The 25,244-nt window shown below is 54.5% G+C and carries 23 protein-coding genes; 13 read left to right on the top strand and 10 right to left on the bottom strand.

The features are described 5' to 3' along the window. Window positions 1-200: 200 nt before the first annotated feature. Entirely contained in the window at window positions 201-1,751 is a 1,551-nt protein-coding gene (locus tag M495_RS15320) for a sensor domain-containing diguanylate cyclase (protein WP_020827591.1), read from the bottom strand. 165 nt (window positions 1,752-1,916) lie between these two features. Here M495_RS15320 and M495_RS15315 point away from each other — a divergent pair, with 165 nt between their 5' ends. Beyond that, window positions 1,917-2,111 (top strand): hypothetical protein, encoded by a 195-nt coding sequence (locus tag M495_RS15315; RefSeq protein ID WP_020827590.1) that lies wholly within the window; start codon window positions 1,917-1,919, stop codon window positions 2,109-2,111. Window positions 2,112-2,165: 54 nt separating this feature from the next. Here M495_RS15315 and yjdN read toward each other — a convergent pair whose 3' ends face one another. Beyond that, entirely contained in the window at window positions 2,166-2,582 is a 417-nt protein-coding gene (yjdN, locus tag M495_RS15310) for a VOC family metalloprotein YjdN (RefSeq protein ID WP_020827589.1), read from the bottom strand. 267 nt (window positions 2,583-2,849) lie between these two features. On the opposite strand from yjdN, the gene M495_RS15305 reads away from it, so the two are divergent. The 4 genes from M495_RS15305 to M495_RS15290 all read left to right on the top strand — a co-directional run bounded on the left by M495_RS15305 (window position 2,850) and on the right by M495_RS15290 (window position 5,830). Then, entirely contained in the window at window positions 2,850-3,623 is a 774-nt protein-coding gene (locus tag M495_RS15305; RefSeq protein ID WP_020827588.1) for an SDR family oxidoreductase, read from the top strand. Between the two features lie 53 nt (window positions 3,624-3,676). Further along, window positions 3,677-4,579: a LysR family transcriptional regulator gene (locus M495_RS15300; RefSeq protein WP_041414723.1), complete on the top strand. Its 903-nt coding sequence runs from the start codon at window positions 3,677-3,679 to the stop codon at window positions 4,577-4,579. Window positions 4,580-5,102: 523 nt separating this feature from the next. Beyond that, a complete protein-coding gene (locus M495_RS15295) occupies window positions 5,103-5,351 on the top strand; it encodes a GlsB/YeaQ/YmgE family stress response membrane protein (protein WP_017893301.1) in 249 nt (82 codons plus the stop codon). A 92-nt stretch (window positions 5,352-5,443) separates the two neighbouring features. Next, window positions 5,444-5,830, top strand: a complete 387-nt coding sequence (locus tag M495_RS15290) for a YidB family protein (protein WP_020827585.1) — start codon at window positions 5,444-5,446, stop codon at window positions 5,828-5,830. Window positions 5,831-5,833: 3 nt separating this feature from the next. Here the strand turns inward: M495_RS15290 and M495_RS15285 are convergent, their stop codons facing one another. Beyond that, a complete protein-coding gene (locus M495_RS15285) occupies window positions 5,834-6,766 on the bottom strand; it encodes a LysR family transcriptional regulator (RefSeq protein WP_020827584.1) in 933 nt (310 codons plus the stop codon). A gap of 113 nt (window positions 6,767-6,879) precedes the next feature. Between M495_RS15285 and M495_RS15280 the strand changes: the two genes are divergently transcribed. Continuing rightward, a complete protein-coding gene (locus tag M495_RS15280) occupies window positions 6,880-7,932 on the top strand; it encodes an SDR family oxidoreductase (RefSeq protein ID WP_020827583.1) in 1,053 nt (350 codons plus the stop codon). A 112-nt stretch (window positions 7,933-8,044) separates the two neighbouring features. Continuing rightward, on the top strand, window positions 8,045-9,124 hold the full coding sequence (locus tag M495_RS15275; RefSeq protein WP_020827582.1) for an endonuclease/exonuclease/phosphatase family protein: 1,080 nt from the start codon (window positions 8,045-8,047) through the stop codon (window positions 9,122-9,124). Window positions 9,125-9,158: 34 nt separating this feature from the next. On the opposite strand, the gene M495_RS15270 is transcribed toward M495_RS15275, so the two are convergent. The 3 genes from M495_RS15270 to M495_RS15260 form a co-directional block, all read right to left on the bottom strand. Then, window positions 9,159-10,166 carry an NAD(P)H-quinone oxidoreductase gene (locus M495_RS15270; RefSeq protein WP_020827581.1) on the bottom strand — a complete coding sequence of 336 codons (1,008 nt, stop codon included), beginning with the start codon at window positions 10,164-10,166 and terminating at the stop codon, window positions 9,159-9,161. A gap of 157 nt (window positions 10,167-10,323) precedes the next feature. After that, window positions 10,324-10,536, bottom strand: a complete 213-nt coding sequence (locus M495_RS15265) for a hypothetical protein (protein WP_041415483.1) — start codon at window positions 10,534-10,536, stop codon at window positions 10,324-10,326. A gap of 512 nt (window positions 10,537-11,048) precedes the next feature. Continuing rightward, window positions 11,049-11,417, bottom strand: a complete 369-nt coding sequence (locus M495_RS15260; protein ID WP_041414720.1) for a hypothetical protein — start codon at window positions 11,415-11,417, stop codon at window positions 11,049-11,051. Between the two features lie 153 nt (window positions 11,418-11,570). Between M495_RS15260 and M495_RS15255 the strand changes: the two genes are divergently transcribed. The 3 genes from M495_RS15255 to dsrB all read left to right on the top strand — a co-directional run bounded on the left by M495_RS15255 (window position 11,571) and on the right by dsrB (window position 13,467). After that, window positions 11,571-12,437 (top strand): ion transporter, encoded by an 867-nt coding sequence (locus tag M495_RS15255; RefSeq protein ID WP_020827578.1) that lies wholly within the window; start codon window positions 11,571-11,573, stop codon window positions 12,435-12,437. A 284-nt stretch (window positions 12,438-12,721) separates the two neighbouring features. Continuing rightward, entirely contained in the window at window positions 12,722-12,934 is a 213-nt protein-coding gene (gene cspE, locus M495_RS15250) for a transcription antiterminator/RNA stability regulator CspE (protein ID WP_004946278.1), read from the top strand. A gap of 332 nt (window positions 12,935-13,266) precedes the next feature. Beyond that, window positions 13,267-13,467, top strand: a complete 201-nt coding sequence (gene dsrB / locus M495_RS15245; protein ID WP_020827577.1) for a protein DsrB — start codon at window positions 13,267-13,269, stop codon at window positions 13,465-13,467. 233 nt (window positions 13,468-13,700) lie between these two features. On the opposite strand, the gene rcsA is transcribed toward dsrB, so the two are convergent. Together rcsA and M495_RS15235 are read right to left on the bottom strand one after the other, a co-directional pair. After that, the gene (rcsA, locus tag M495_RS15240; protein WP_020827576.1) at window positions 13,701-14,330 is read right to left on the bottom strand and encodes a transcriptional regulator RcsA; all 630 of its coding nucleotides are present in this window, start codon (window positions 14,328-14,330) and stop codon (window positions 13,701-13,703) included. Between the two features lie 747 nt (window positions 14,331-15,077). After that, window positions 15,078-16,493 carry a pyridoxal phosphate-dependent decarboxylase family protein gene (locus tag M495_RS15235; RefSeq protein WP_020827575.1) on the bottom strand — a complete coding sequence of 472 codons (1,416 nt, stop codon included), beginning with the start codon at window positions 16,491-16,493 and terminating at the stop codon, window positions 15,078-15,080. Window positions 16,494-16,593: 100 nt separating this feature from the next. Between M495_RS15235 and M495_RS15230 the strand changes: the two genes are divergently transcribed. After that, the gene (locus M495_RS15230) at window positions 16,594-17,466 is read left to right on the top strand and encodes a LysR substrate-binding domain-containing protein (protein ID WP_020827574.1); all 873 of its coding nucleotides are present in this window, start codon (window positions 16,594-16,596) and stop codon (window positions 17,464-17,466) included. 2 nt (window positions 17,467-17,468) lie between these two features. Here M495_RS15230 and M495_RS15225 read toward each other — a convergent pair whose 3' ends face one another. Both M495_RS15225 and M495_RS15220 read right to left on the bottom strand, forming a co-directional pair. Continuing rightward, window positions 17,469-18,854, bottom strand: coding sequence for a CoA transferase (locus tag M495_RS15225; RefSeq protein WP_020827573.1), 1,386 nt, complete (start codon window positions 18,852-18,854; stop codon window positions 17,469-17,471). Between the two features lie 63 nt (window positions 18,855-18,917). After that, window positions 18,918-21,101 carry a glycoside hydrolase gene (locus tag M495_RS15220; RefSeq protein ID WP_020827572.1) on the bottom strand — a complete coding sequence of 728 codons (2,184 nt, stop codon included), beginning with the start codon at window positions 21,099-21,101 and terminating at the stop codon, window positions 18,918-18,920. A gap of 513 nt (window positions 21,102-21,614) precedes the next feature. Here M495_RS15220 and M495_RS15215 point away from each other — a divergent pair. After that, entirely contained in the window at window positions 21,615-22,313 is a 699-nt protein-coding gene (locus M495_RS15215; RefSeq protein WP_020827571.1) for an MgtC family protein, read from the top strand. 199 nt (window positions 22,314-22,512) lie between these two features. Then, on the top strand, window positions 22,513-25,212 hold the full coding sequence (mgtA, locus tag M495_RS15210) for a magnesium-translocating P-type ATPase (protein ID WP_020827570.1): 2,700 nt from the start codon (window positions 22,513-22,515) through the stop codon (window positions 25,210-25,212). Window positions 25,213-25,244 lie beyond the last annotated feature (32 nt).

Here is a 25,244-nt window from a genome sequence, read left to right as displayed (position 1 = left end):
AAAAGTAAACAGATATTAAACGACGCGCTAATGGCACGAATGGATAAAAATAGATTTAATCGCTATTAATTAATTTATCAGCGAAAGTAGATTAACGATTTAAATTAAATTTAGTTTTATGATCAGCGGGTTGATTTTGATTTTCCGAGCGGAAGAAAACAAATTCAGGGGCCGCCTCCGGGGGGAGGCGGCCCAATGGGTCAGGCGGGATAAATGCGGTTTTTCCCTTGTGCTTTGGCTTGATACAGGGCGCTGTCGGCCTGATTAATAAAGCCAATTGGCGTGTCGTTATACATATGCGGCACTTTGGCGAATATGCCAATACTGATGGTGACAATACCGTGAGGGTTGCCCGTATGCGGTATTTTCAGCTCACGCACCGATTCAATCACCCGTTCGGCGAAAATCAGTGCGCCCTGAGTGTCGGTATCCGGCAGAATAATGGCCATTTCCTCACCGCCATATCGGGCCATAATATCGTTGCTGCGGCACGCCAGCCCTTTCAACGTTTGTCCAATCTGTTGCAGACACTGATCGCCGGCTACGTGACCGTAGATGTCGTTATATTGTTTGAAACAGTCGATATCCAGCATCAGCAACGCCACGCTGCGGTAATTGCGCGAAGCGCGCATCAGTTCGTTCTTCATGGCGATATCAAACTGACGGCGGTTGGCCAGGCCGGTTAACCCGTCCAGCAACGCCAACTCTTCCAACGTTCGGTTGATGGTAGTGAGCTGATCGCGGGTGCGCATCAGTTCAGCTTCGGTGCGTACGCTGTGGTTAATCTGGCGCATCAGTACCAGACCCATCGCCAGTAAAATGATTAACAGTGTCGCGCCACCCAGGGCAAACACGCCGGTATCATTACGCCAGTCGGACAGCGCATCTTCCTTCGACAGTCCGGCAGCTATCACCAGCGGATAGCGATTAACCCGCGAATAACCGTAGATCCGTTCCACCTTGTCGTACCGCGAAGTGATGGTGGCATTGCCGAACTCAGAGTGGGGTAGAATTTCGCGGAACAACACGCCTTCCGAAATATTTTTGCCAATCGCGGCAATGGAGTAGGGGCGGCGGTAGAGAATGGTGCCGTCCGCCAATAGCAGGTTGAGCGAGGCGTCACTGTTCAATGCGAAGGTGTCGTAAAATTGGCGGAAATAATCGACATACAGCGTGGCCAGTACCACCCCATTAAAGCTGCCGTCCGGGTTGTTGATCCGGCGTGAGACCGGAATGATTAAATCACCGGTAGAGCGGCTGCGTACCACTTTGCCGATAAATATCGCGTTGCTGTTGTGGCTCAGGTGGAATTTGAAATACTCACGATCGGCATTGTTGGCATTTTGTATGAACCGGCCCGATGAGGTGACGATCCAGTTCCCCTGAGCATCGTAAACAAACAGGCCATGCAACTGGGGCAGGTTGCCAACCTGAGTTTGCATCACTTTCTGTAGTCGCAGCTGTTGCGGTTGGCCCAGGCCGTCGGTCTGAATGCGTTCGGTCAGATCGGACAGCGTAGTGTCGGTCTGCATAAAGGTGTCATCGGCATGCTGTGCCAGAGAGCGGGCCAGGTTGGCCGATTCATTTTCGGCACTTTGCAAGTCGCGCTGGTGCGCATTCCAAATCTGCCAGCCGTTAAACAGAATCAGCGTGACGGCAACGATGACGACAAATACGCCGGCCTGAAAAAGTAACGGGGAATTTTTACCGTTGCGTGGCCGTTCGGCATCCTGCGGTTGCTGCTGTGTCATGTCACCCTTGTTATAAAGTCTTTAAATCGTGTTAAGAACAATCTTACATCTTATTCGTTAATCACGCCGACCACTACTCCCTTAACATCAAAAATGCATGAGCCACTCAAGCGGAGTGTTACAATTCGCCGCAAAACCGGCATAGAAAATACAGGGTTCACGCATATGTCTGACTACATCATTATTACTTTGCTGACGCTGGTGGTTTATTACCCGCTGACCTTGGGTGTGCTGGCGCTAATGATGATTTTTGCCTGGCGGCAGCGTAAATCGCCCTATTGGCGTTTGGGACTGGTGCTGTTGACGGTGCTGTTTGTGCTGTTCGCGATGGCGGCTTATGACTGGTATCACTACCGTTGATCTTGGCACCAGGGTATCCGCTGTCGGTGGCGGACACCCTGGCGGGATGACGGGTTATTCAACGTTAATCATCCAATTGACCCCGAACTGGTCGGTCAGCATGCCAAAACCCTTGGCCCAGAAGGTGGCCTGGTATGGCATGGTGACCTGGCCGCCCTGCGCCAGCTTCTCGAATAATGCTCGGCCTTGCTCCACGTCGCTCGGATCCAGCGACAGGGCAAATCCTTTATGCGAAGCTTCGCCGCCGTCCTGCGGACACCCATCGGAGGCCATCAGCGCCGTTTCGCCAATCAGTAAACGGGCATGCATGATGGACTCTGGATTGACGTCCTGAGGACCGCCTTGCTTGGCCTCCTCGGGCATATCTTTGTAGCGCATAATCATTTCGATTCTGGCGCCCAGCTGCTGCTGGTAGAAGTTGATCGCCTGTTCACAGTTACCGTTAAAAAAAAGATAGGGTTGAATCAACATGACATTGACCTCTGTTGTGGCCCGTCAGGCGTTTTGCATCCCACGGGCGAGGGACAATAGTTTCTGGTTGTGACTATTGCTGCCGGGAACTTACAAGTGTAGTGCGATTTACGCCGAATGCCCGGCGGGCGATCACGCTGTGGAAATTAACGGCCTGATCGTTGCTATTGACCGAAAAAGCGGGATGGTTCATCCCAATTTGGACAGATTATCTGAGCGGTCGCAGTTTCTATACTCGTTGCAACCTTCACTAACGGAGTCACTGTAATGAGCAAGCAATCTTTAAATGGAAAAGTGGTGTTGATCGCCGGCGGCGCCAAGAACCTGGGTGGCCTGGTGGCGCGTGATTTGGCCGCCAACGGCGCGGCGGCCGTGGTGGTGCACTACAACAGCGACGCCACTCGTGCTGCCGCGGAGGAAACGTTGCAGGCGGTTAAGGCGGCAGGTGCCGAGGCGATTGCGGTGCAGGGCGATCTCACCCAGCCGGCTAACGTGGCGCTGCTGTTTAAGGAGGCCGTCAAGGCGTTTGGCAAGGTGGACATTGCCATCAATACCGCCGGTCTGGTGATTAAAAAACCGATTGCCGAAGTGACCGAAGCCGATTACGACAGCAGTTTCGACATCAATGCCAAAGCGGCATTTTTCTTTATCCAGCAGGCCGGTAAACATTTGGCCGATAACGGCCGAATTGTGACCATTGTCAGCTCGCTGTTGGCGGCCTATACGCCGTTTTATGCGGTCTATCCGGGCAGCAAGGCGCCGGTGGAGCACTTTACCCGCGCGGCTTCCAAGGAGTTTGGCGAACGCGGCATCAGCGTGAACGCCATTGGTCCGGGACCAATGGATACGCCGTTCTTCTATGGCCAGGAAAGCAAGGAGGCGGTGGCGTACCACAGCAGTGCCGCCGCGCTGAGCAAGTTCTCGAAAACCGGTCTGACCGATATCGAGGACATTGCGCCGATCGTTAAATTTTTGGTCACTGACGGCTGGTGGATCACCGGGCAGACGCTGTTCGCCAACGGTGGCTATACTACCCGTTAACCTTAATTCTGCTGCGGCCCGGGCCGCAGCCTGTTAATCAGGACGCACAACCGGTGGATAAAATAGGGAGATTACGGGTTTTTATCCAGGTTGCTGAGGTGGGCAGTTTCATCCGCGCTTCGCAAATCCTGTTGATGCCAAAAACCACGGTTTCGGCGGCGATACAACAACTGGAACACGAAATGGGTGCCCGCCTGTTTCACCGCACCACTCGCCGGGTGCAATTGACCAGCGACGGTGAGCTGTTGCTCGAAAAAGCGCGCAGCCTGTTGTTCGACGTTCAAACACTGGAAGGCCTGTTTCATCGGCAAAACGGCCCGATCGACGGTCGTTTGACGGTCGATGTGCCCAGTCGTATAGCCCGGCGAATGATAGTGCCTGCGCTGCCGGACTTTTTTGTGCAGTACCCCGACATTCAACTGTTTCTCAGCGCCAGCGACCGTTCGATCGATTTGATCCAGGAAGGGATCGACTGCGTGGTGCGCGTCGGCAGTCTCAGCGACAGTAGCCTGGTCAGCCAGCCGCTGGGGCGATTAAGCATGATCAACTGCGCCAGCCCGGACTATTTGCAACGTTACGGCACGCCGGAGCATCCCGAGCAGTTGGCGGGGCATTGGGGGGTAGGCTACGCGCAGCCGACTTTGGCCGGGGCAGATACCTGGGTTTGGCAGCGGGGCGATCAGCACATGGAAAAAATCTTGCGTAGCCGGGTCACGGTAAACAATGCGGAAAATTATATTGGGTGCTGTCTGGCAGGGTTGGGGATGATTCAGATACCGCGCTTTGATGTTCAGCACTACCTGGAGGACGGGAGCTTATGTGAGGTTTTGCCGCAGGCCCGGCCACCGGCAATGGGCATTGCCTTGCTTTATCCTCACCGCCGCCAACGTTCGGCGCGTTTAACCGCCTTTGCCGAGTGGTTCAGCCACCTTATCAAGCCCTTTTGCGAAAATTGAGGCCCGGTAGCCAATGGGATTTTTATCCAAACGGCTCGCTATTTGTCATTATTTTTCAACTGATTAAATTTGCAGACAAAACAAGACACATTTAAAACCACTCGAAAAGTGACAAAGCGCGTGTAACATCACTGGAACAACAAGGCGGCAGAACCGTCCCAGGCGGCGGCCAGCGCATAGATTGCAGCCAGTATCAGCAGAAACGGTGTGTTGGTCATGGTCTGTCCCCTGCAGCAATATTCACCTGTTGTTATAGCGCGGAGTAATGACAGTTTGATGAATGCGGTTGATTTTTGCACAGCTAAATTCAGACACACGGAAATGGGTAAACTGCTGATATTTGTCTATAGTAACAGTGTGAATATGCGTGTTTATCAAGATTCACCCTGCATCGCGCTGCCGTTAACGGTCAGCACAGGGCAACAGGATTGTGGTTGTGAAAGTATCGTCAGGGTTGGATCAGGCGCCGACGCGGGCCTGAAAACAGAGTTTCTTTGGGCAAAAAGTAATAGGGAGAGTAAAAATGGGCATCATTTCCTGGATCATTTTTGGGTTAATCGCCGGTATCTTGGCTAAATGGATTATGCCGGGCAAAGACGGCGGCGGCTTTATCGTAACCGTTATTCTGGGGATCATCGGTGCGGTTGTCGGCGGCTATATCAGTACCTTCTTCGGTATGGGCCGTGTTGATGGCTTCAACCTGGGCAGCTTTGTTGTCGCGGTCATCGGTGCCCTGGTGGTGCTTTTTGTCTACAGAAAGATCAGAAATTAATCAGTTGCTGATCAACAGGGTCGCTGCGGCGGCCCTTTTTCGTTAAATCACTGCGGTCGAGCGGCAGAGCCGACGATCGGAAGGGGAATACCATGGGTCTGTTTGATAGCGTATTGGGCAACATTCTGGGCGGTGCCAACGGTAAGGGCATTGATTACGTCGCCATTATGCAATGGGTTGAGCAGCAGGGTGGCCTGCAGGCGATTCTGGACAAGTTCCGCCAGGGTCAATTCGGCGATGTGGTCGGCTCGTGGCTGGGCAACGGTGAAAACCAGCAGATTAGCGGCGATCACGTGCAGCAAGCGCTGGGCAGCGATGCCATCAACCAACTGGCGGAAAAGCTGGGGATCGATCCGGCTCAGGCTTCAGCCACCATTGCACAGTTCCTGCCAACGGTCGCTGACGCGGCCTCGCCAAATGGCGAAGTGCAGTCGAACAGCAACGAACTGGGCGACATGGTCGGTAAACTGTTCAAATAATCTTTATGCCCCTGGCACCTTGTCGGGGGCTTTGTTCACCCTAATTCCCTCAATACTCCCCAACGCCGCCAGCAAATAATCTACCCAGGCCCGGACTTTACCGGGAATAAACCGCGCTGCGGGGTAAACCGCATGCAGCGCCATCGGCGGATAATGCCAGGCCGTTAACACCGGTACCAGGCTGCCGTTGGCCAGTTGCCGACCAATCAGCGGGCGCTGTGCTCCGCCAATACCCAATCCTGATTCGATGGCCGCCAGCAGCGAAAACGTATTGTTGGCGCGAAAGACCGGGCGCAGGTTCACTACCTCGGCACCCTGAGGGCCAATTAAGGTCAGCGCATCGCCGTCACTCAAGCCGCTATAGCGGATATGCGGATGTCTCGCCAGCTCTGCGGGAGTTTGCGGCTCGCCCTGCGCTGCCAGATAGGCCGGGGAAGCCACTAAAATACGCTGTAATTCCCCCAGCCGGCGCGCCACCGTGCCCGGCGTATTTATTTCGCCAACGCGGATTGCCACGTCGATACCTTCACCGATCACGTCAGCCCGGCGATCGTCGAGCAACAGTTCGATATTCAATTCCGGATGCTGTTGCTGAAAAGCTATCGCCAGCGGCGTCAGGTGCTGTTGACCGAAGCCGGTTGGGGCATGGATGCGCAAGGGGCCCTGCAGGCGCAGCTGCATGCCGTGCAGCGCTTCCTCTGCTTCACTCACCGCCGCCAGAATCGGTTTGATTTGTCGATAATAGCCGCCGCCAGCGTCGGTCAGCGTGACGGAGCGGGTGCTGCGAAACAGCAACTGCACGCCCAGTTGTTGTTCCAGACCGGTAATCTGCTGGCTGACCGCCGGCTGCGTCAGGCCCAAATCGCGGGCGGCTGCCGAGAGGCTGCCCAGTTCCGCGACCCGCATGAAAGTCTTCATGGCGTTCAGCTTGTCCATCAGCGCTCCAGTTATAGGTTTTACTTATAAGTGTTAGTAACACTACGCCTCTACCGCAAGCTTTGCTAATCACTCACAGTGAGGGCCTCAAACAAAAGCGAGCAGGGTGACCTATGCAAAATGAAAAACTGGCGTTGGTAGTCGGGGCTAACGGCGTGATTGGCGGCAAGCTGATTGAAGAACTGGAACGGCAAGGTTGGCAGGTGGTTGGCCTGTCACGACGCGGGGGCGTCGACCGGCCGCAAGTGCGCTATGTGGCGGTCGATCTGTTGGATGCTCAGGCGACGCGCAATGCCTTGCGCCCGCTAACCGAGGTCAGCCATATTTTCTATGCTGCCTACCAGGATGCGCCGGACTGGGCGGGGCTGGTTGCACCGAATCTGGCGATGTTGGCCAATGTGGTGGAGGCGCTGGAGCCGGTAGCGCATGGGTTGGAGCACATCAGCCTGATGCAGGGCTATAAAGTTTACGGCGCGCATCTGGGGCCGTTCAAGACGCCGGCGCGGGAAAGCGATGCCGGGCACATGCCGCCGGAGTTTAATCTTGAGCAGCAGAGCTATCTTGAACGGCGTCAGCAGGGCAAAAATTGGCGCTGGAGCGCGATCCGGCCCAGCGTGGTGGGGGGCTTCTCGCTCGGCAATCCGATGAATCTGGCCCTGACTATCGCGGTCTATGCCTCCATCAGCAAGTCTCTGGGGTTGCCGCTGCGATTCCCCGGCAAAGCGGGGGCCTATCACAGCCTGCTGGAAATGACCGATGCGGGTCTGCTGGCGCGCGCCACGCTATGGGCTGCGACGGAACCGGCGGCGGCCAATCAGGCGTTTAATATCAACAATGGCGATCTGTTTCGCTGGAGTGAGATGTGGCCGAAAATTGCCGGCTACTTTGGTCTGGAAGTGGCGCCGCCGCTGCCTATGCCGCTGACGTCGGTGATGGCAGACAAAAGCGAGTTGTGGCAGGCGCTGGCGCAGCAGCATGGCCTGGCCGAAGCGGATTATCGCGCGGTGGCGAGCTGGCGCTTCGCGGACTTTGTTTTCTCGTGGGATTACGACATGTTTGCCGACGGCAGCAAGGCGCGACGCTTTGGCTTTCATCAGTTTGTCGACACCGAAGCGATGCTGTTCGCACTGTTTGACGAATTCCGTCGTCGCAAGATTATTCCTTAAGCCCGCTGGCGGGGGATAGGTTTTTTATGGCAATCTTTGGCTGCCGCCAGATACGGCAGCCAAGAGGCCGTCACCCCGACAGGCCCAGGCCGATGAGAATGAGGAAATAAACGTGACAGGGATTACCGCCATACTGACGCTTTTGCTGGCGCTGGTGACTATTGCGCCGCTTTCAAAGCATGCAGCCTGGTGGATTCGGGTGTGGGATTTTCCCCGCCTGCAGATACTGGCGCTTTCGCTACTGGTGTTGTTGCTGAATCTGCTGTTTGTGCCGCTGTCGCCTTGGGTGTGGGGCATGATGGCGCTGAACCTGGCCTGTGTGGTTTACCAGGCGGCCTGGATTTACCCTTACACCCGGCTGAGCAAACCGCAGGTGCTGGACTTTACCGGCTATCAAAAAAAGCCGCGTATCCGCATTCTGGTATCCAATGTGTTAACACCCAATCGCCAGGCGGATAAGCTGCTGGCGTTGGTGGCGACCGAGCGTCCGGACGTGCTGGTGGCGGTGGAAACCGACCGCTGGTGGGAACAGCAGCTCTCGGTGCTGGAGCAGGATTACCCGTACACGTTGAAATGTCCGTTGGATAATCTGTACGGCATGCACGTTTATTCGCGGCTGAAACTCAGCGATGCGCAGATCCAATATCTGGTGGATGATCAGATCCCGTCGATGCACATGATGGTGCATTTGGATCAGGGGCCGCAGGTGCGTCTGCACTGTGTGCACCCAATGCCACCGAGCCCGACTGAAAACGAGGAATCGGAAGACCGCGACGCCGAACTGGTGATGGTCGGGAAAAGTGCGGCCAAATCGGAGTTTCCGGTGATTGTGACCGGCGATCTGAATGACGTGGCTTGGTCGACCACCACCCGGTTGTTCCTTAAAGTCAGCGGTTTGTTGGATCCGCGCCGTGGTCGGGGCATGTTCAGCACCTTTCATGCCGGTTATCCGTTCCTGCGTTGGCCATTGGATCACGTGTTCCACAGCGATGATTTCGTGCTCGGATCGCTGCGTCGGTTGACCAGCGTCGGTTCAGATCACTTCCCGATTATGGTGGAGTTGGTGTATTCGCCGAAGCAGGGGGCGCAGCAGGAAAGCCTGGAGAAAGACAGCGAAGATGAAGCGCTGGCGCAGGAAAAGTTAGACAGTACCGACTCAACGCCTGAAGACGTGCATACGCCAGGCAGATGAAACAGGCCCCGCAGCCTAGGCTGCGGGGCACAGCTTAGAGGGTCAGCATGATCTTGCCGATGTGCTGGCTCGACTCCATCAACGCATGGGCTTCGGCTGCTTGTTCCAGCGGGTAGGTTTTAAAGATCTGCGGTTTTAACGCACCGCGATCCAGCAATGGCCAAACCTTTTGCAGCAAATCGGCGGCAATACCCGCTTTGTCTTCAACGCTTCGCGAACGCAGCGTGGAACCGGTGTGGGTCAGACGTTTGAGCAGCAGCGGCATCAGGTTCAACTCCTTCACCACGCCATTCTGGGTGCCAATTTGCACAATGCGGCCATCCATCGCTGCCGCCTGGTAGTTTTTCGCCAGGTAGTCGCCGGCGATCAAATCGACAATCACGTCAGCCCCTTTGCCGTTAGTTGCGTGCCGGGTCTGCTCGACAAAATCCTCGTCGCGATAGTTGATCGACACATCGGCCCCCAAGGCCAGGCTGGCCTGACGCTTCTCTTCCGAGCCAACGGTGGTAATCACATGAGCACAGAAGGCTTTCGCCAGCAGGGTGGCGACGGTACCAATGCCGGAAGTGCCACCGTGGATCAAAACGGTTTCGCCAGCTTTCAGGTTGCCGCGCTGGAACACATTGACCCAAACGGTAAAGAAGGTTTCCGGGATGGCTGCTGCCTCGACCAGGCTAAATCCTTTGGGGACCGGCAGCGCATTGCTTTCATGCACCTTGCAGTATTCGGCATAGCCGCCACCGGCAATCAGGGCGCAGACGCTATCGCCAACGGCATAATTTTGCACGCCGACGCCGGTGGCGACCACCACGCCAGCGATCTCCAGGCCTGGGATATCCGATGCGCCGGGAGGCGGTGCGTATTGGCCGCGGCGTTGCAACACGTCAGGGCGGTTAACCCCGGCGGCGGCGACCTTCACCAGGATCTCCCCTTGTTGCAGGAACGGCAGCGGCCGCTGTGCGACAACCAAAACTTCCGGTTCGCCGGGCTGGCTGATCTCAATGGCTTTCATGGTGCTGGGCAGTTGCGGGTTCGCAGACATGACGATTCTCCTCGGTTGGCATTCAGGCGCAGTGACCCATCTAGGTAACCAGCTGCAGTAATTGATGATTTATCTTACTGAAATGCTAAGGAGAGAGTGTAGCTCACAGGGCGATTTTTTCGGGGGAAGGGGGCGCCGCCGCAAGGGCGGCATAACATCAATCATTTGGCGGGATGCGAAAACCTTTTAGCGAGACGATAAAGTGTTCTTTCCCTTTGGAAATTTTGGCACCTCTATCACACCACAGGCTGGCGAGCTGGAAAAAATCATCGCTGTCGATGTCATAGGCCAGTTCGATTTTTTTCGCCGTGCCGTAGCGGATCAGCTTTTCGGCTTCCTGGTGGTTTGTTGCTTTAATCATGGTGGTCATAACGAAATCCTTGGTGTTGAGCCAGTGCGGATAATCGCCGACCATGATATGGCTATATTGTGACAATTTTGTGATAAAAAAATGACAAAGTGCGGTTGTGTGGTTTGGGGCACAGCATTGATGCCATTCCCCAAACCACCGTTGCATCAACGGTCGTGCGGACGCAGCAAAGTACTCTTCTTCTGTGATTTAAAGTGTTTATACAGTGCGAAACCTGCGATGCCGGCTAACACTGCCAGCAAAGATAAATATTCAGTCGCCATCTGACTAACCTCCGATAAAGCGTGGCTTAAGAGGCGTTATTTGTGACAGCTATCACATTGAGCTGCAATGAGACCATTCTGTAAGGTTGTAACTGGCTGATATTCATACATAAAAAAAGCGCCTATAGGGAGGCGCATAAAAAATTGCAACACAGCTTGTTGTGTCCAGCACCAGGAGGAGTGGTGAACAGGAAGCCATTGTATGAAGTGTGCGTTGCTGCCGATATAGGGATAACTCTTAAAGCACGGTCACCATTGATAACCCATATTCACGCTGTACTCAGGATCCTGATTGGTGGAATAGGGATCGGACTGGCGACGGCGGTCGGTTTTTTTCACCGGGCTGTTCAGCGACGAATACGGTTTGGTGCGCTTCTGGCTACACCCGGGGTGATCGCATTCCAGATCGACGCGAAAACCGGTTTTATCTTCTGACTCCGACCAGACCACGGGCGCCTTGGCAGTTTTTTCCGCAGGGCCGAGCGCGGTTTTGGGTGCGGGTGCGGGTTTAATACTGGGCTCGGGTGCCTTGTAGGACAGGTCCAGTGCCTGAGCTGGAGCGCCCAACAATAATAGTGTGGTGCAGCAAAATGCTGCCAGCGTATGCCCTCTAAGCATGGTCAATCTCCCTTTATAGTTACGCAGCGCAACTATAAATTACTCAGGCGAGAATTACTATCATTTGTAGCCGCTGAAGAAGGGGCGGAGAGTTGGCGGCGTTAAGGTTCAGGTCTAGTATATGAGCAACTTCCCGTTATAAGACATTGGACTATGACTACTGACACCGCGGCGCTCAGTTGGCGCCAGCGCAGCTATCGGCTGTTGTTCGATAACCATTCGCGCATTGGGCGCAGAATGGAAACCTTTTGGATAGGTGCCGCGCTGCTCAGCGTGATACTGCTGTTCCTCGAGCCGGGGGGCAGTGCCTTATATTCGCCCGGACGGCAGGCCATTTATCTGTTCTTCTGGGCCGAGGTGATTTTTACCGGCATTTTCACCCTTGAGTATCTGTTACGCCTGTGGAGTACGCCACCTGAGCAACACTATGCATTAAGTTTTTTCGGCATCGTCGATTTGTTGACGGTGCTGCCGCTGTACATCATCTGGTTGTTCCCGCAGATGACGATGGAATTCGTCATGCTGCTGCGTGTCCTGAGAATATTGCGGGTGTTGCGGGTATTGAAACTGCTGCGTTACATGAGCGAAATGGGCATGATTTGGCGCAGCATCAAGCTGGCGCGCCATAAGCTGGCAATGTTTTTTGGTTTTGTCGCCGTGGTGTTGTGCGTCTTTGGCGGTTTGATGTATGCGATAGAGGGCGGCAGCGGCGGGTTTACCAGCCTGGCGGCGGCTATCTATTGGGCGGTCGTCACGCTGACCACCGTGGGCTACGGCGATATCGTTCCCCATACTCCGTTGGGCCGATTATTGACCTCGGTCCTAATCCTGGTGGGCTATTCGATCATTGCGGTACCGACCGGTATTCTGACAGCTTACATGTCGCAAGAACTGCAACGCAGTCGTGAAAGGCGAAATTGTGAACAATGTCAACGAGGTGGCCACGAGACGGAGGCAATATTTTGCAAATATTGCGGCAGCCGATTGCCCCCATTATCGGGTAAACAGAACCAGAAGTGACCAAAAAACAAGCAAAATGGGTTAAATCCTGTGCGTTTAGCCCCGTTTCCACCGAGGGGCTAACAAAAAGAGTTGCTATTAAAGTCCCATCATGAGTTAATGCTTCTCGGCCTGTGGTACAGACCTATTTATGCACGACATTTTGAGTAAAGTAGTTCAAATTTAAAGCGTTATCCTAGATAGCTCTTCACTGACGAATTTCCTTTCTAGTGCCTCCATAAGTAACTGATGACCGGCTATATCTTGCCCATGGTGGCTTACATTTAATATTGAAGGAATTAGACATGTCTAACATGATCAAAGGTCAAGTGAAGTGGTTCAACGAGTCTAAAGGTTTTGGTTTCATCACTCCAGCAGACGGCAGCAAAGACGTGTTCGTACACTTCTCTGCTATCCAGGATCAAGGCTTCAAGACCCTGGCTGAAGGCCAGAACGTACAGTTCTCTATCGAGAACGGTGCTAAAGGTCCGTCAGCGGCTAACGTTACCGCTATCTAATCGGCTTCTGCTGATTAATAAAAACCCGCCAAGGCGGGTTTTTTTGTGCCTGTAATTTGGTGCAGGCAAAAAAAAGCCCGCAAGTCTGCGGGCAAAAGTTCCTTGTTACTTCTTCATTTGCTGATACTTCTCTGGGGGGAAGCACCAGAAAACAGACTAACCGTTGTGCGCTTAAGATTCTGCGGACAAAACGTTAAGAAAGTGAAAAGCCGTTGGGCTGCTACGCTTTAGCAGGATCCATACAGGTTGATGCCGGATTAACTACCGGCGCGGTATTTTTCTCACCTCATTTTGTAATACACTGACATCACTGATAAATGATGGGGTACGGCATGAAAGTTAACGATCTGGTCACGGTAAAGACGGATGGCAAACAACGGCGTGAAGGGGTGATCCTGGCGGTAGAAGAGTTTAACGAAGGGATCATGTACCTGGTTTCTTTGCCGGACTACCCAGCCGGTGTTTGGTTCTTTAACGAGATTGACAGCCGTGATGGTACCTTTGTTGAACTCCGGCAGGCGGATCCCAAGTAATAGCCTGACAATGGCCGTTACTTCACTGGCGCATTAATTTAATTCGCAAAATTTCCGTTAGGTAATTATCCCGGAAAGGGAGGAAAGCTCTGTTTTTAAAACGGGAATACCCGTCGCGGCCGAGAGTATCGTCGCGAGCAGGTATTTAGGTTATTTAAATGCGCGGTTTCCAGCAGGACACTCTGAAAGACATTTAAAACCAACGTTTGGCAGACTAAACGACAAACCTTTATCTAGCGGCTATTGACAAATATTCCACTGGTCAGGGTGTCGGTCAAACGAACAACATGGTAAATAATCTGCTTGTTGTGCGTTTTAATTTTTCTTTTGATATTTCCCTTATGGGAAGACACGGTTTTGGCCTTAATTTGCATCTGGTCGGAGATCTGGATAGTACCCTGACCCGACATCCACATGCGCAGCATGTTTGACTCGGTTTGGCTCAGCGTAACGGGAGTCTGATCAAATGAGGTTTTTTCCGTGCGGGGCGCTTTTCTCTCCAGATAGTGACTAAGTAGTTGATTCATAGTCTCTGGTTTGATTGATTTTGACGAGATGATGACATTTTTACGAACATATAAATATTCGTCGAAATGTACGTTGGTGATGGCCATAAAGATGAAGAATAAGGTGTCAGGGTGTAGTGAAATCACCCCTTTTATACGTTCCGTAGCGTTCGCTTCGTGTATAAAGCAGTCTTCATTAATAAAAACCAGGCTGGGTTTCAGCTTGCTGCACTTTTCGTGCAGATCGTCGATATCGTTGATGGCATTAATCTGGCGTTTTTTTACTCCGTGTGTTGTCAGGTAGTCTGTCAAACCTAATCTGGTATAGCTGCATGAATCCATAATGATCGTTGGCATATCGCACCCCCACTTAAATCCGTTTTACCGCGGTAACAAAAAGAAAAAGCCTGAAGCCTAAAAGGCAAAAAAAAGGAACAAAAAATTCACGTAGAAGCAGTGTTCTATCAATAAACACGGCTGTACTCAACGATATTTTATTACTAAACTAATTAACACTGTGAATCTATAAGTTTAGCTTAAGTCAGAATAATCTGCTGGCGTAGGAATTGCCGTGAGGTAACGCCAATTTGTGCTTGAACCGCGTGCCTGCTGGTCTTTTTATCATTGATTCAACCCATCATGTCACGAAACGAAATTTTAGATTGCTAGGAAAATTCTTAAAAAAAATTCATGTGTTGTTTTTTTAACATTTTTTAGCTTATTTATTGATCACAGAGAGTGTTGTTTTATTTGTATGACTTAATATTTAATAATATTATCATAGTGTTATGTTTTATTCTTTTGTTTTTGATAATGATTATTCTTCCAGTCCTTATCACTTGTGATAATCAATAATCACATAGAGTTAACATTAATGCGTTTTTTTGTTAAAAAAAACGGTGGTATAACAACGAGTTGATGTGACCAATCGTGCTATTTCGACAAATGTGAAAAATGTCAGTAAGTGATTAATTGGTTTTGCTGAACTATTTCTTCGTAGTTACGGGCTGTCAATTATAAATTATTGATAAAGGTTTACGGCCGTTGACTCCCGGCCGTAATAATAGAGCGTCCCACGCAAGGAATAGCCTTCACTTTTCCCGATTAGCCAAGGTCCGGCAAACAGAACTTCATCGATTCCAGGGTCAAATGAATATCGCTTTCCTGCGTCATCCAATTGACCAGCGCAGCACGGATCCCCGGCTGCCCATTGTAGCGAGTAGGGGTACAACGCACGATGCCATGCCGATCCAGGCGGGCGATAAAACGATCGCGTGCCGCAACGGCATCGCCTTCGGTATTTTTAAGGGCAAAGCACACTACGTTTAAATTGACCGGTGCCAGCAGGTGGAAACCCTCGCTGGCCGTCAGCTCTTGGCCCAATAGTTTTGCCAGTCGGACATTACGTTCCACCATATCCTGCATGCCGCTGCGACCATAGGCTTTCAGCGCCATCCATAAAGGGAGTGCCCGGAAGCGCCGCGAGTTTTCAGGGGTCAGATGCAGATAGTTGTCCGGTCGTAACGTGGGGGCTTCCAGATAGGCCGAATGGTTTTGGAACACCTGCATCTGCAATGCCAGATGACGGCTGAATTGAATAGCGCTGTCATAGGGCACGTTCAACCATTTATGCGCGTCAACGGTGATGGAATCCGCCTGCTGCCAGCCTGCCAGGCGCGCTGCATAAAGCGGCGAACAGGCCGCCACGCCGCCAAAGGCCGCGTCGACATGTAGCCAGAACGGGTAACGTTCCCGCAGCGCCAATAACTGCTGCAGGTCGTCGAAGGCCACGGTATTCACCGTGCCGGCACTGGCCAGGACGAGAGTCGGTATGCCGACGCTGCTAGCCAGATGCCGTTCCAGCGCCGCCGGATCTATAGCTTCGGAGCCGGGAAGACAGTCGATAATTTTCAGCGCATCACGACCGATCCCCAGCATGCTGAGCGCTTTCACGCTGCTGGCATGCGGATTCGCCGACAGCACCTGTACGGGGCCCAGGGCCGCAACCCCCTGCGCGGCGACGTCGATGCCGCGTTGCTGCCCGAGCCACTGGCGGCCAATGGCGATACCGACAAAGTTGGCCATGGTCGCCCCGCTGACAAAACTGCCATTGAAGGTTTCCGGCAGCCCCAGCAAGGTTTTTAGCTGGTCTACCGTCGCCAATTCAATCGCTGCGGCAACGGTATCCTGGCTCAATTGACTATTTTGGTCGATAGCGCTAACCAGCCAATCCGCCGCCAGTGCCGCCGGGGTTGCTCCACCGGTCACAAAGCCAAAGTAACGTGGCCCGGCGCTGGCGGAGATCCCCTCGGCATAACGTTGCCAGAAGTGGTCCAGTGCCGCGATCGCGCCCTTGCCACCTTCGGCCAGTTGGTCATCACCCGGCTGAAGTTGCTGTGCATCTAAGGGCGGGCAAACCGGGCGCTGTTTTATGCCGCTCAGAAACGTTTCGGCCAACTGACGGGTGTGATCGAGGATCTGTGGAAACTGGTCAAGGTCTTGCTGCAAACGTGGGTGCATCGATAACTCCGGACGTAAGGGGGAATAGTGACACCCTAAACCCTTTACTTTGGCGCGAAAATCGATGAAAAATACCCTTTTTGGATAGCAGGGCTAACCAATGTTCGATGAGCGTATTCCTTTACACTTTCTGCCGACCTTTGTAATTGCCGCCCGGCTAGAGAACCTGCGCGCCACCGCCCAGCAGGTGCACCTTACCCACGGTGCCGTCAGCCAGCAGATCCAGCAGCTTGAACAGGCGATGGGCTGTCCGTTGTTTGAACGGCAGGGGCGGGGGCTGCGTCTGAACGCTGCCGGGCGCGAGCTGTTGGCGGTGGCCGAACCAACGCTGGAAGCATTGCAACAGGGGATTGGCCGGGTCAGGCGCGTTGCGCAAAGTCAGGCTCTGCGTATCAGCGTCTTGCCTTCTTTCGCTCATTACTGGTTAATGCCGCGGCTGTCGTCTTTTCACGCGGCCTGTGCCGATATTACGTTGGATATCGATGCCTCGCTGGCGGTGCAGGATCTGACGCGCAAAGGTTTTGATGCGGCTATTCGTCTTGGCAATGGGCAATGGGCGGATATGCAGGCGCAACTTATTGCCAGGGGAGAGGTGGTGCCGGTCGCAACCCCTGCGTTGGCGCGCCAATGGCAGGCGGCCTTCGACGATGGTACGCCAGGCATGCCGCTGCTGGAGCATGATGTTACGCCATGGCGCAGTTGGTTTTTGGTGCATCAGCAGAGGGAGTATGGCAGGCCTCTGGCGTCGTTCAATGACGCTGGCTTGTTGATCCGCGCGGCCGAACAGGGATTTGGTATCGCGCTGGTGAAAAGACTTTTGGTGAGCGATGCGCTAACCGAGGGCCGGCTGGTGTCGTTGGCTGCGGCTCGGCAACTCGAACCGGTTGATTTTTATCTGGTCTGGCCGCAAAACTCCGGGTTGACGCCGGGGGTCGAAGCCTTGTTACATTGGTTGCAGCGTCAATTGGCCTGAGTTCAGCGTCGTCGCCAGGCCGGTTGCGAGCGGCCGAGCGGGGTGGCCGGCAGTGCCCAAAGTAGCGCGGTGCCATTGAACCATAACGCGGGGTTAAGACGTTGCGCCGGGCCCCAGCAGGTCAGTTCGGTTTCCGGGTTTTCATCTGCATCAACCGACGGCGCCAGTGGTTCTCCCGAATGTTGTGGCGGGTAAGGATGACGCAACAGCAGCTCTGCCGTTCGGGCCAGCGACAGCCGGGCGCTGTAGCCGGTGCCATTTTGCAGACGTCGGCGGATGCCCTGCAGCACCGCCGTGGCCATCAGGTAACCGGTGGCGTGGTCCAGCGCTTGTACCGGCAAGGGTACGGGGTGAGGGGCGCCTTTCCACGTCATGCCCGCCTCTGCCAGACCACAACTCATCTGTACCAGACTGTCGAAACCGCGCCGCCCGCGCCACGGACCGCTCCAGCCATAGGCATTCAGGCAAACGTCGATCAATCCCGGAGATAAAGCCTGTCGTTGTTCCGCGCCATAACCCAGTTTTTCCAAGGCTCCGGCGCGATAGCCGTGCACGATAACATCGGCGTTTTTCAGCAGATGTTCAAAGGTGTGGCGATCGTGGACGTTGGTCAGGTTCAATCGTGCACTGCGTTTGCCGAGCATCACCTCATGCTCAACAGCCGGTTCGTCCCAGCCGTAGGGATCGATACGCAATACGTCCGCCCCTAAACCGGCGAGAAAACGGGTGGCTACCGGGCCGGCGATAATCCGCGTCAGATCCAGCACCCGTACGCCGTGCAGCGGCCTGGCGTTGGGCAGCGTCCAGACTGGCGTCGCAGCTTCCTGAAGTTGCGTCTGATGGATCAGCGGTTCCAGGGCAACGCTTTTACCTTGGGTATGCTGCCGCCACGCTTCGACAGAAAGCATTTGCGCCGCGCAGCCACCGGCCTCTATCACCGCCTGCTCCAGCTCGTTTTTTTTCCATGCCAGCACCTTTTGCGCCAACCCATTTTTATCCTGATTCGGACCGAGCACTTGCTCTACGGCTTTACGGTGATGCGGTGCATTGGTATGCAGGCGGATCCAACCGTCGCTGGTGGCATAATCGCCCGCCAACGCGTCCCAGGCCGCAGGCAATGACCAACCTAGTGGACGTAACGTCCAGCCGAACCATAAGGACGCCAACCGTCGATCGACAAACACCTGCGGTGCTGCGCTGCGATTCTGTTGCAGCAGTCGGGCGCAGGCCAGCCCGGCGGCGGCCCAGCAGGCGGTCGCCAATTCGCTGACTGGGAATGCGCTGCTCAGCACACCTTCGCCGCTGACCGTCACCGACCCCGTCGAAAAGGCGTCGTGACCAAAGCTTTGCTCGATCTCTGCGAGCAGCGTTTGAGTAAGGCTATCCATTATCAACTCCAGCGGTGACGGTCAGGGGACTGAACCTAGCGTAGTTCACCCTGATCGGTGTTGCTATGGCGTAACGTTCAGGGTGCGACCGTCCGCCAGTTTGGCACGCAGACTCTGGGCGGCTATGCCGTCGAACGGCTGCTCGCCAAAATTGGCGGTCAGCGTGGTGCCGTCGCTGAAGGTGGTTTGCTGCACCCACCCGGCTTTATCCAGCCAGCGGAAATCGATCAGCGCTTTATCCCAAAGGGCCTGATGCAGCGGACGGAAGGCGGCGTCGGCCTGTTTGATTTGCGGCAGGCGCGCCTGCAGCGTGGCACGGCTGAGATGGAACATCGGCGCGGTATTGTAGAGCTGGCTCAGCAGGCTGCGGGTGGTTTTGACATCGCTGAATTTCAGGTTGTCGTAGTTCCAGTGGTGGCTGCTGATCACCGCGTCGTGGAACACCGCCTGATACATGGGCAGGCGATAGCGCGGATCGAATTCCACCGTGCGGTAGGGTTCCTTCACCTTGGCCGGGCTGAAGAAGAAGGCCGGTTGGGCATTGGGCCACCAGGCACCCAGGTAATAAGGGGAGGACTTATCGTGATTCATCTGCTTATCGCCCCAGCCAAATCCCCAGGTTTCCATGCCGTGGGCAAACATGATGTGGCGTGCGGTCACCGCATTGCCATCTTCGGAGCCGAGCGGCAGGCGAAGGGTATTGCTGAACCAGGCCAGCCGCGCATTGCGAGCCTGCGCCATTTGCTCGGCACCGGTCGGGTGGTTGGGCTGATAATCGTCAGAGACCATCCCGGTACCGTCAACGTCGAGGAACAGGCTGTTCAGCCCGGCCAGTCGCACCAGTTCGGTCATCCGCTGTTGAGAGTAAGGCAGTACGCAGCCTGGATTCAGGTAGTAGCCTTGTTTGCCGAAGCCGGGTTTCTTACTGCCGTCGGCACGCACGATGGCGCACTTTTCTCGCAGGGACGTCGGCAGTTGGGCGGTTAACCAGCTGTCATTGACTCCACGTGGAATGGCGGTGTCGTAAGAATCGTAGCTGGCGATCAGGTATCCCGCCTTTTTGGCGCTTTCTACCGCATGCGGGTGCAGAAACTCGGCGGTCCAGTTGTCGGTACCCAACCACAGCCGAGGCAGGCCGGCCTGCTGCAGCGACTCGACCAGGGGGCTAGCCAGCCCCTGTCCCCAGCTCTCCGGCGCAGTCAGATAGGGCCCGAGTTGCCGTAGCGCCAATGCCCGGATATCCGCGGCCTGTTGGCGTTGTGCCGATAAGAAGTCGGCGTCATCCGGCGTCGCCTTGAGCGGTGTCAGTGTCACCAGCGCCTGATTAAGGGCATCAATCAGCGCTTGCTGTTGCCAGCCCTGCGGCGTTTTTTCCGCCAGCGTGCGCACGGTTTTTTGGCTATCGGCATCCATTTTCCGCCACAGAACTTCACCCTTGGGGGTGATAAGCCAGGCCAACAGACCCGGCCAATCTTTCACGTCGTTCACCGCCAGCAGTTTGTCGCCCCACAGATAAATGTGCGTAGCACCAATCAACTTTTCGCCTTCCGGCGCGATGCGGATTTTATCTCGCAGGCTGCTGAACTGACCGCTTTGTTGCAGGTATTCACGGTAACGGCGCGCGCCGGACAGCGGCGTGTCTCCCACGTGCAGCAGCACCTCGAAAGCCTGCTGCTGATTAAAGCGGTTGAACTCATGACTACTGCGCATGGCGAGTCCCTTTCCTGCGCTGGCGAAGGTTACCTGGTTGCTGAATGGGGTTAGCAGTAACCAACTGTAGACCTTGCCTTGCTGTTGCTGGCTCCACAGCGGCAGTTTCAGATCCCAGTTGGTATCCAGCGGCGTCATTTCCTTGACCAGATAATTCCGCCAGACGGGATTGTCCAGCGGGATGCGGCTACCTTCGCCAATCGGCAGCAGCAGGGTCGTTGCCTGCGACGGCAGCCTGAACCAATTCAGGGTTTGTGCCCGCTTGCTGCTGAAACTCAAGCGCAGATCGCCACCCTCCAATTTGACGGTAACCTGCATGGCGCTGTTGGGCCATTGCCAGCTTGCCTGCGTCGATGTGCTTTGCAGTTCAGCCACGGTTTGCCCAGCCAGTGCCTGGTTAACCTGGTTTTTTCCCGCAACGATTTGCAGCGTGGCAGGATCGATATCGAAACGCGTTTCGCCCTGTTGCAAGAGCAGGGCCTGAGCGGGAAAACCGGCAAGCAGGGCGAGGCTGATGGAAAGGCGAAGCAGGTTCATTGAATGCGTGTCCTTGAGGATGATTGTCCTGTTGAAGCTCAAGCTTATCGGTAATTAGCCAATTGCCCAATGCCAATAAGTTATAATCGTGTGACTCATCAAATATTGGGGTTATTGAGTTTAATTTCCGTTTAATAAATTCGCCTTTACATCGTCACTCTGCGTCACTATACTCAGCCAAAATTTCAAAGAGGAAACACAATTGGACAGTTTTAGTTGCAGTGATATAAATAAGGCAAGCTGACCAATCCTCTTCTGATTTGTTGCTTGCCGAAAACGGCGGGCAGCACCCCTCTCTGGTTATTCCGAGCTGTGCAAACCCGAATCTGACTGTTGTTCCTGAGGCCAAATGGCATCGGGTGAATTGATTTGGACGTAATTATGGTTATTTGCAGCCACAGCCTATTCCCTCCTGGCACTTATACGCTCAATCGCTGATTTATTATCGGCGCGATTTCGCGTGTGCTAAAAAGCACATGATTTTATCTCCTGTGGTTATTTAAGGGGAAAGTCATGGCTATGACTCCTTTTGTTTTAAATTTATTACTGGCGATGAGCCTGGGCGCCGTTATTGGCGCAGAACGGCAATGGCGCCAGCGTATGGCCGGCCTGCGTACCAATGCACTGGTGGCGACCGGGGCGGCGGTATTTATCCTCAGCTCCATGTCTACCGACCCTTCCAGCGCTGGCCGGGTTGCGGCACAAATTGTCTCTGGCATCGGCTTTTTGGGAGCCGGGGTGATCATGCGTGAAGGCCTGAATATCCGCGGCCTTAATACGGCGGCCACGCTCTGGTGCTCAGCCGCAATAGGCGTGCTGTGCGGCCTGGGGCAGTATTGGAACGCGGTGCTGGCGACGCTGGTGATCCTGTGCGCCAATATTCTGCTGCGCGAAGCGGCGCAGCGCATCAATCTGCAGCCGCAACAACAGGCGACCGATCTGGAGGTGTGCTACCGCATACAGGTCACCTGCGGCGAGCAGGATGAAATACTGGTACGCACCCTGATATTACAGGCGCTAAATGGCGTGCCATTAAGATTACAATCATTGCGCAGTGCCGATATTGCTATTCCCGGCCAGCTGGAGGTTTGCGCGGAAATAACCGCTAACCCTTCGGTGCAAAAAGAGATTGAGGGTATTGTCTGTCGCGTCAGTCTGGAAAAAAGCGTCAGTGCTGTACGTTGGCGTATCGCTTCTGAATTGCCTGTCTAATAAGTCATTAATGTTTCACTGTACTCAGTGATAAGGAGGCGTCATGGACGGTGACCCCGAAAGTTTAATTATTCAGCGTGCACGACGCGGCAATAATTCGCGTTAATCACGCCAACTAAATAAATTCCATTCTGTGCTTATTCACCTGTTAATCAGGCGGGGTATCCCTGTGCGCAGAGTAAGATAAGAGAATTGCATTATGACCTATATTAATGAAACCGTACGTCGCCGGGATAAAAAATCGACGCCATACGCCATCGCACAAGAGGCGAAAAACAGCGTTGACCAGACGCTGGCAAATTTAAAATGCAACCGTAATGGATTAACCCAGGAGGATGTTGATGAACGCCTGACGCAGTTTGGTATTAATCAGGTGGCTCATGAGAAGGCTCCGCACGCGTTGGTGCAGTTGTTCAGCGCCTTTAATAACCCGTTTATCTATGTACTGATGGTGCTGGCTGCGATCAGTTTCTTTACCGATTACTGGCTGCCTGCCCGGCGCGGTGAAGAAACCGATCTCACCGGTGTCATCATCATTCTGGTGATGGTGTCACTCAGCGGGCTGCTGCGCTTCTGGCAGGAATACCGCACCAACAAGGCGGCGGAAACGCTGAAGTCGATGGTGCGAACCACTGCAACGGTGATGCGTCGCAGCAGCTACAGCGCACATCCGCTGACGCTGGAGGTCCCGATCCGCGAACTGGTGCCGGGCGATATTATTCAGCTCTCTGCCGGGGATATGGTACCGGCGGACGTTCGCCTGCTGGCGTCGCGCGATCTGTTTATCAGCCAGGCCATTCTGACCGGCGAGGCGATCCCGATTGAGAAATACGACGTTATGGGCAACGTCAGCCAAAAATCGAGTGAGGACGAAGTCTCCAGCGAACATGCGCTGTTGGAGCTGTCGAACATCTGCCTGATGGGCACCAACGTCGCCAGTGGTACCGCCACTGCGGTGGTGGTGGCAACCGGCGGACGCACCTATTTCGGGTCGCTGGCGAAGTCGATTGTCGGCACTCGTTCGCAAACCGCGTTTGATCGTGGGGTTAACAGCGTCAGTTGGCTGCTGATCCGCTTTATGTTGGTGATGGTGCCCATTGTGTTGCTGATCAACGGGTTCACCAAAGGTGACTGGAGCGAAGCCGCGCTGTTTGCCCTGGCGGTAGCGGTTGGGTTGACGCCAGAAATGCTGCCGATGATCGTCAGTTCCAACCTGGCGAAGGGCGCTATCGCCATGTCGCGACGCAAAGTGGTGGTCAAGCGTTTGAACGCCATTCAGAACTTTGGCGCGATGGACGTGTTGTGCACCGACAAAACCGGCACCCTGACGCAGGATCGCATCATCCTTGAGCACCATCTGGATGCCAGCGGGACCAAAGACAATGAGGTGCTGCACCTGGCCTGGTTGAACAGCTTCCACCAGAGCGGAATGAAAAACCTGATGGACCAGGCGGTGATCCGTTTTGGTCGCGGCAAGCCGGGCATCGAGGCGTTGGGCCGCTACAGCAAGGTCGATGAGCTGCCCTTTGATTTTATACGCCGCCGTTTATCGATCGTGGTGGCGGATGAAAATGGCCAACAACGCCTGATTTGCAAAGGGGCGGTGGAGGAAATGCTCGAAATTGCCACCCATGTGCGCGACGGGCAGCAGATTTTACCGCTGGATCAGGCTCGGCGTGAGGCGTTGCAGGCGCTTGCCGCTCAATATAACGAAGAGGGATTCCGCGTGCTGGTACTGGCAACGCGAGATCTGGGCGAACAGAAAAATGCTCTGCCGCTGAGTATTATCGATGAACGCGATATGGTGATCCAGGGCGTTCTGACCTTCCTCGATCCACCGAAGGAGAGCGCACAGGAAGCGATCGCCGCCCTGCAGGAAAACGGCGTAGCGATTAAGGTTTTGACCGGTGATAACCCGGTGATCACCTGCAAAATCTGCCGCGATGTTGGCCTGGAGCCGGGTGAACCGCTTTCCGGTCCGCAAATTGAACAGATGGACGACGCCATGCTGGCGCAAGAAGTGGAACAGCGCACGGTCTTCACCAAACTGACGCCGCTGCAGAAGTCGCGAGTGTTGAAAATGCTGCAGGCGAATGGCCATACCGTCGGGTTCCTCGGCGACGGCATTAACGATGCGCCGGCGCTGCGCGATGCCGACGTGGGCATTTCGGTCGACACCGGTACGGACATCGCCAAAGAGTCGGCAGACATCATTTTGCTGGAAAAAAATCTGATGGTGCTGGAAGAGGGGGTGATCAAGGGACGGGAGACTTTCGGCAATATCATCAAGTACCTGAACATGACCGCCAGCTCCAACTTCGGCAACGTGTTTTCGGTGCTGGTGGCCAGCGCCTTTATTCCGTTCTTGCCGATGCTGGCGATCCACCTGCTGATCCAGAACCTGATGTACGATATCTCTCAGCTGTCGCTGCCGTGGGACAAGATGGACAAAGAGTTCCTGCGCAAGCCGCGCAAGTGGGATGCGAAAAACATTGGCCGCTTTATGCTGTGGATTGGGCCAACGTCGTCCATCTTTGATATCACTACCTATGCGCTGATGTGGTTTGTTTTCGCCGCCAACAGCGTAGAGCATCAGGCGTTGTTCCAGTCCGGCTGGTTTATTGAAGGCTTGCTGTCGCAAACCCTGGTGGTGCATATGCTGCGCACCCAGAAGATCCCGTTTATTCAGAGCACCGCCGCGCTGCCGGTGTTGCTGACCACGGCGCTGGTGATGGGGCTGGGTATCTATCTGCCGTTCTCGCCGCTGGGCGCACTGGTTGGGTTGCAGCCGTTGCCGTGGGAATACTTCCCGTGGCTGGCAGGTACCTTGGTGAGCTACTGCGTGGTGGCGCAGCTGATGAAGCGTTTCTATATTCGCCGCTTCGGTGAGTGGTTGTAATAAGTGCCGGCTGTAGGGGCGAAATATTATCC

Source organism: Serratia liquefaciens ATCC 27592 (assembly GCF_000422085.1).
Taxonomy (GTDB): Bacteria; Pseudomonadota; Gammaproteobacteria; order Enterobacterales; family Enterobacteriaceae; genus Serratia; species Serratia liquefaciens.
This window is presented reverse-complemented; position numbering and strand designations above follow the sequence as displayed.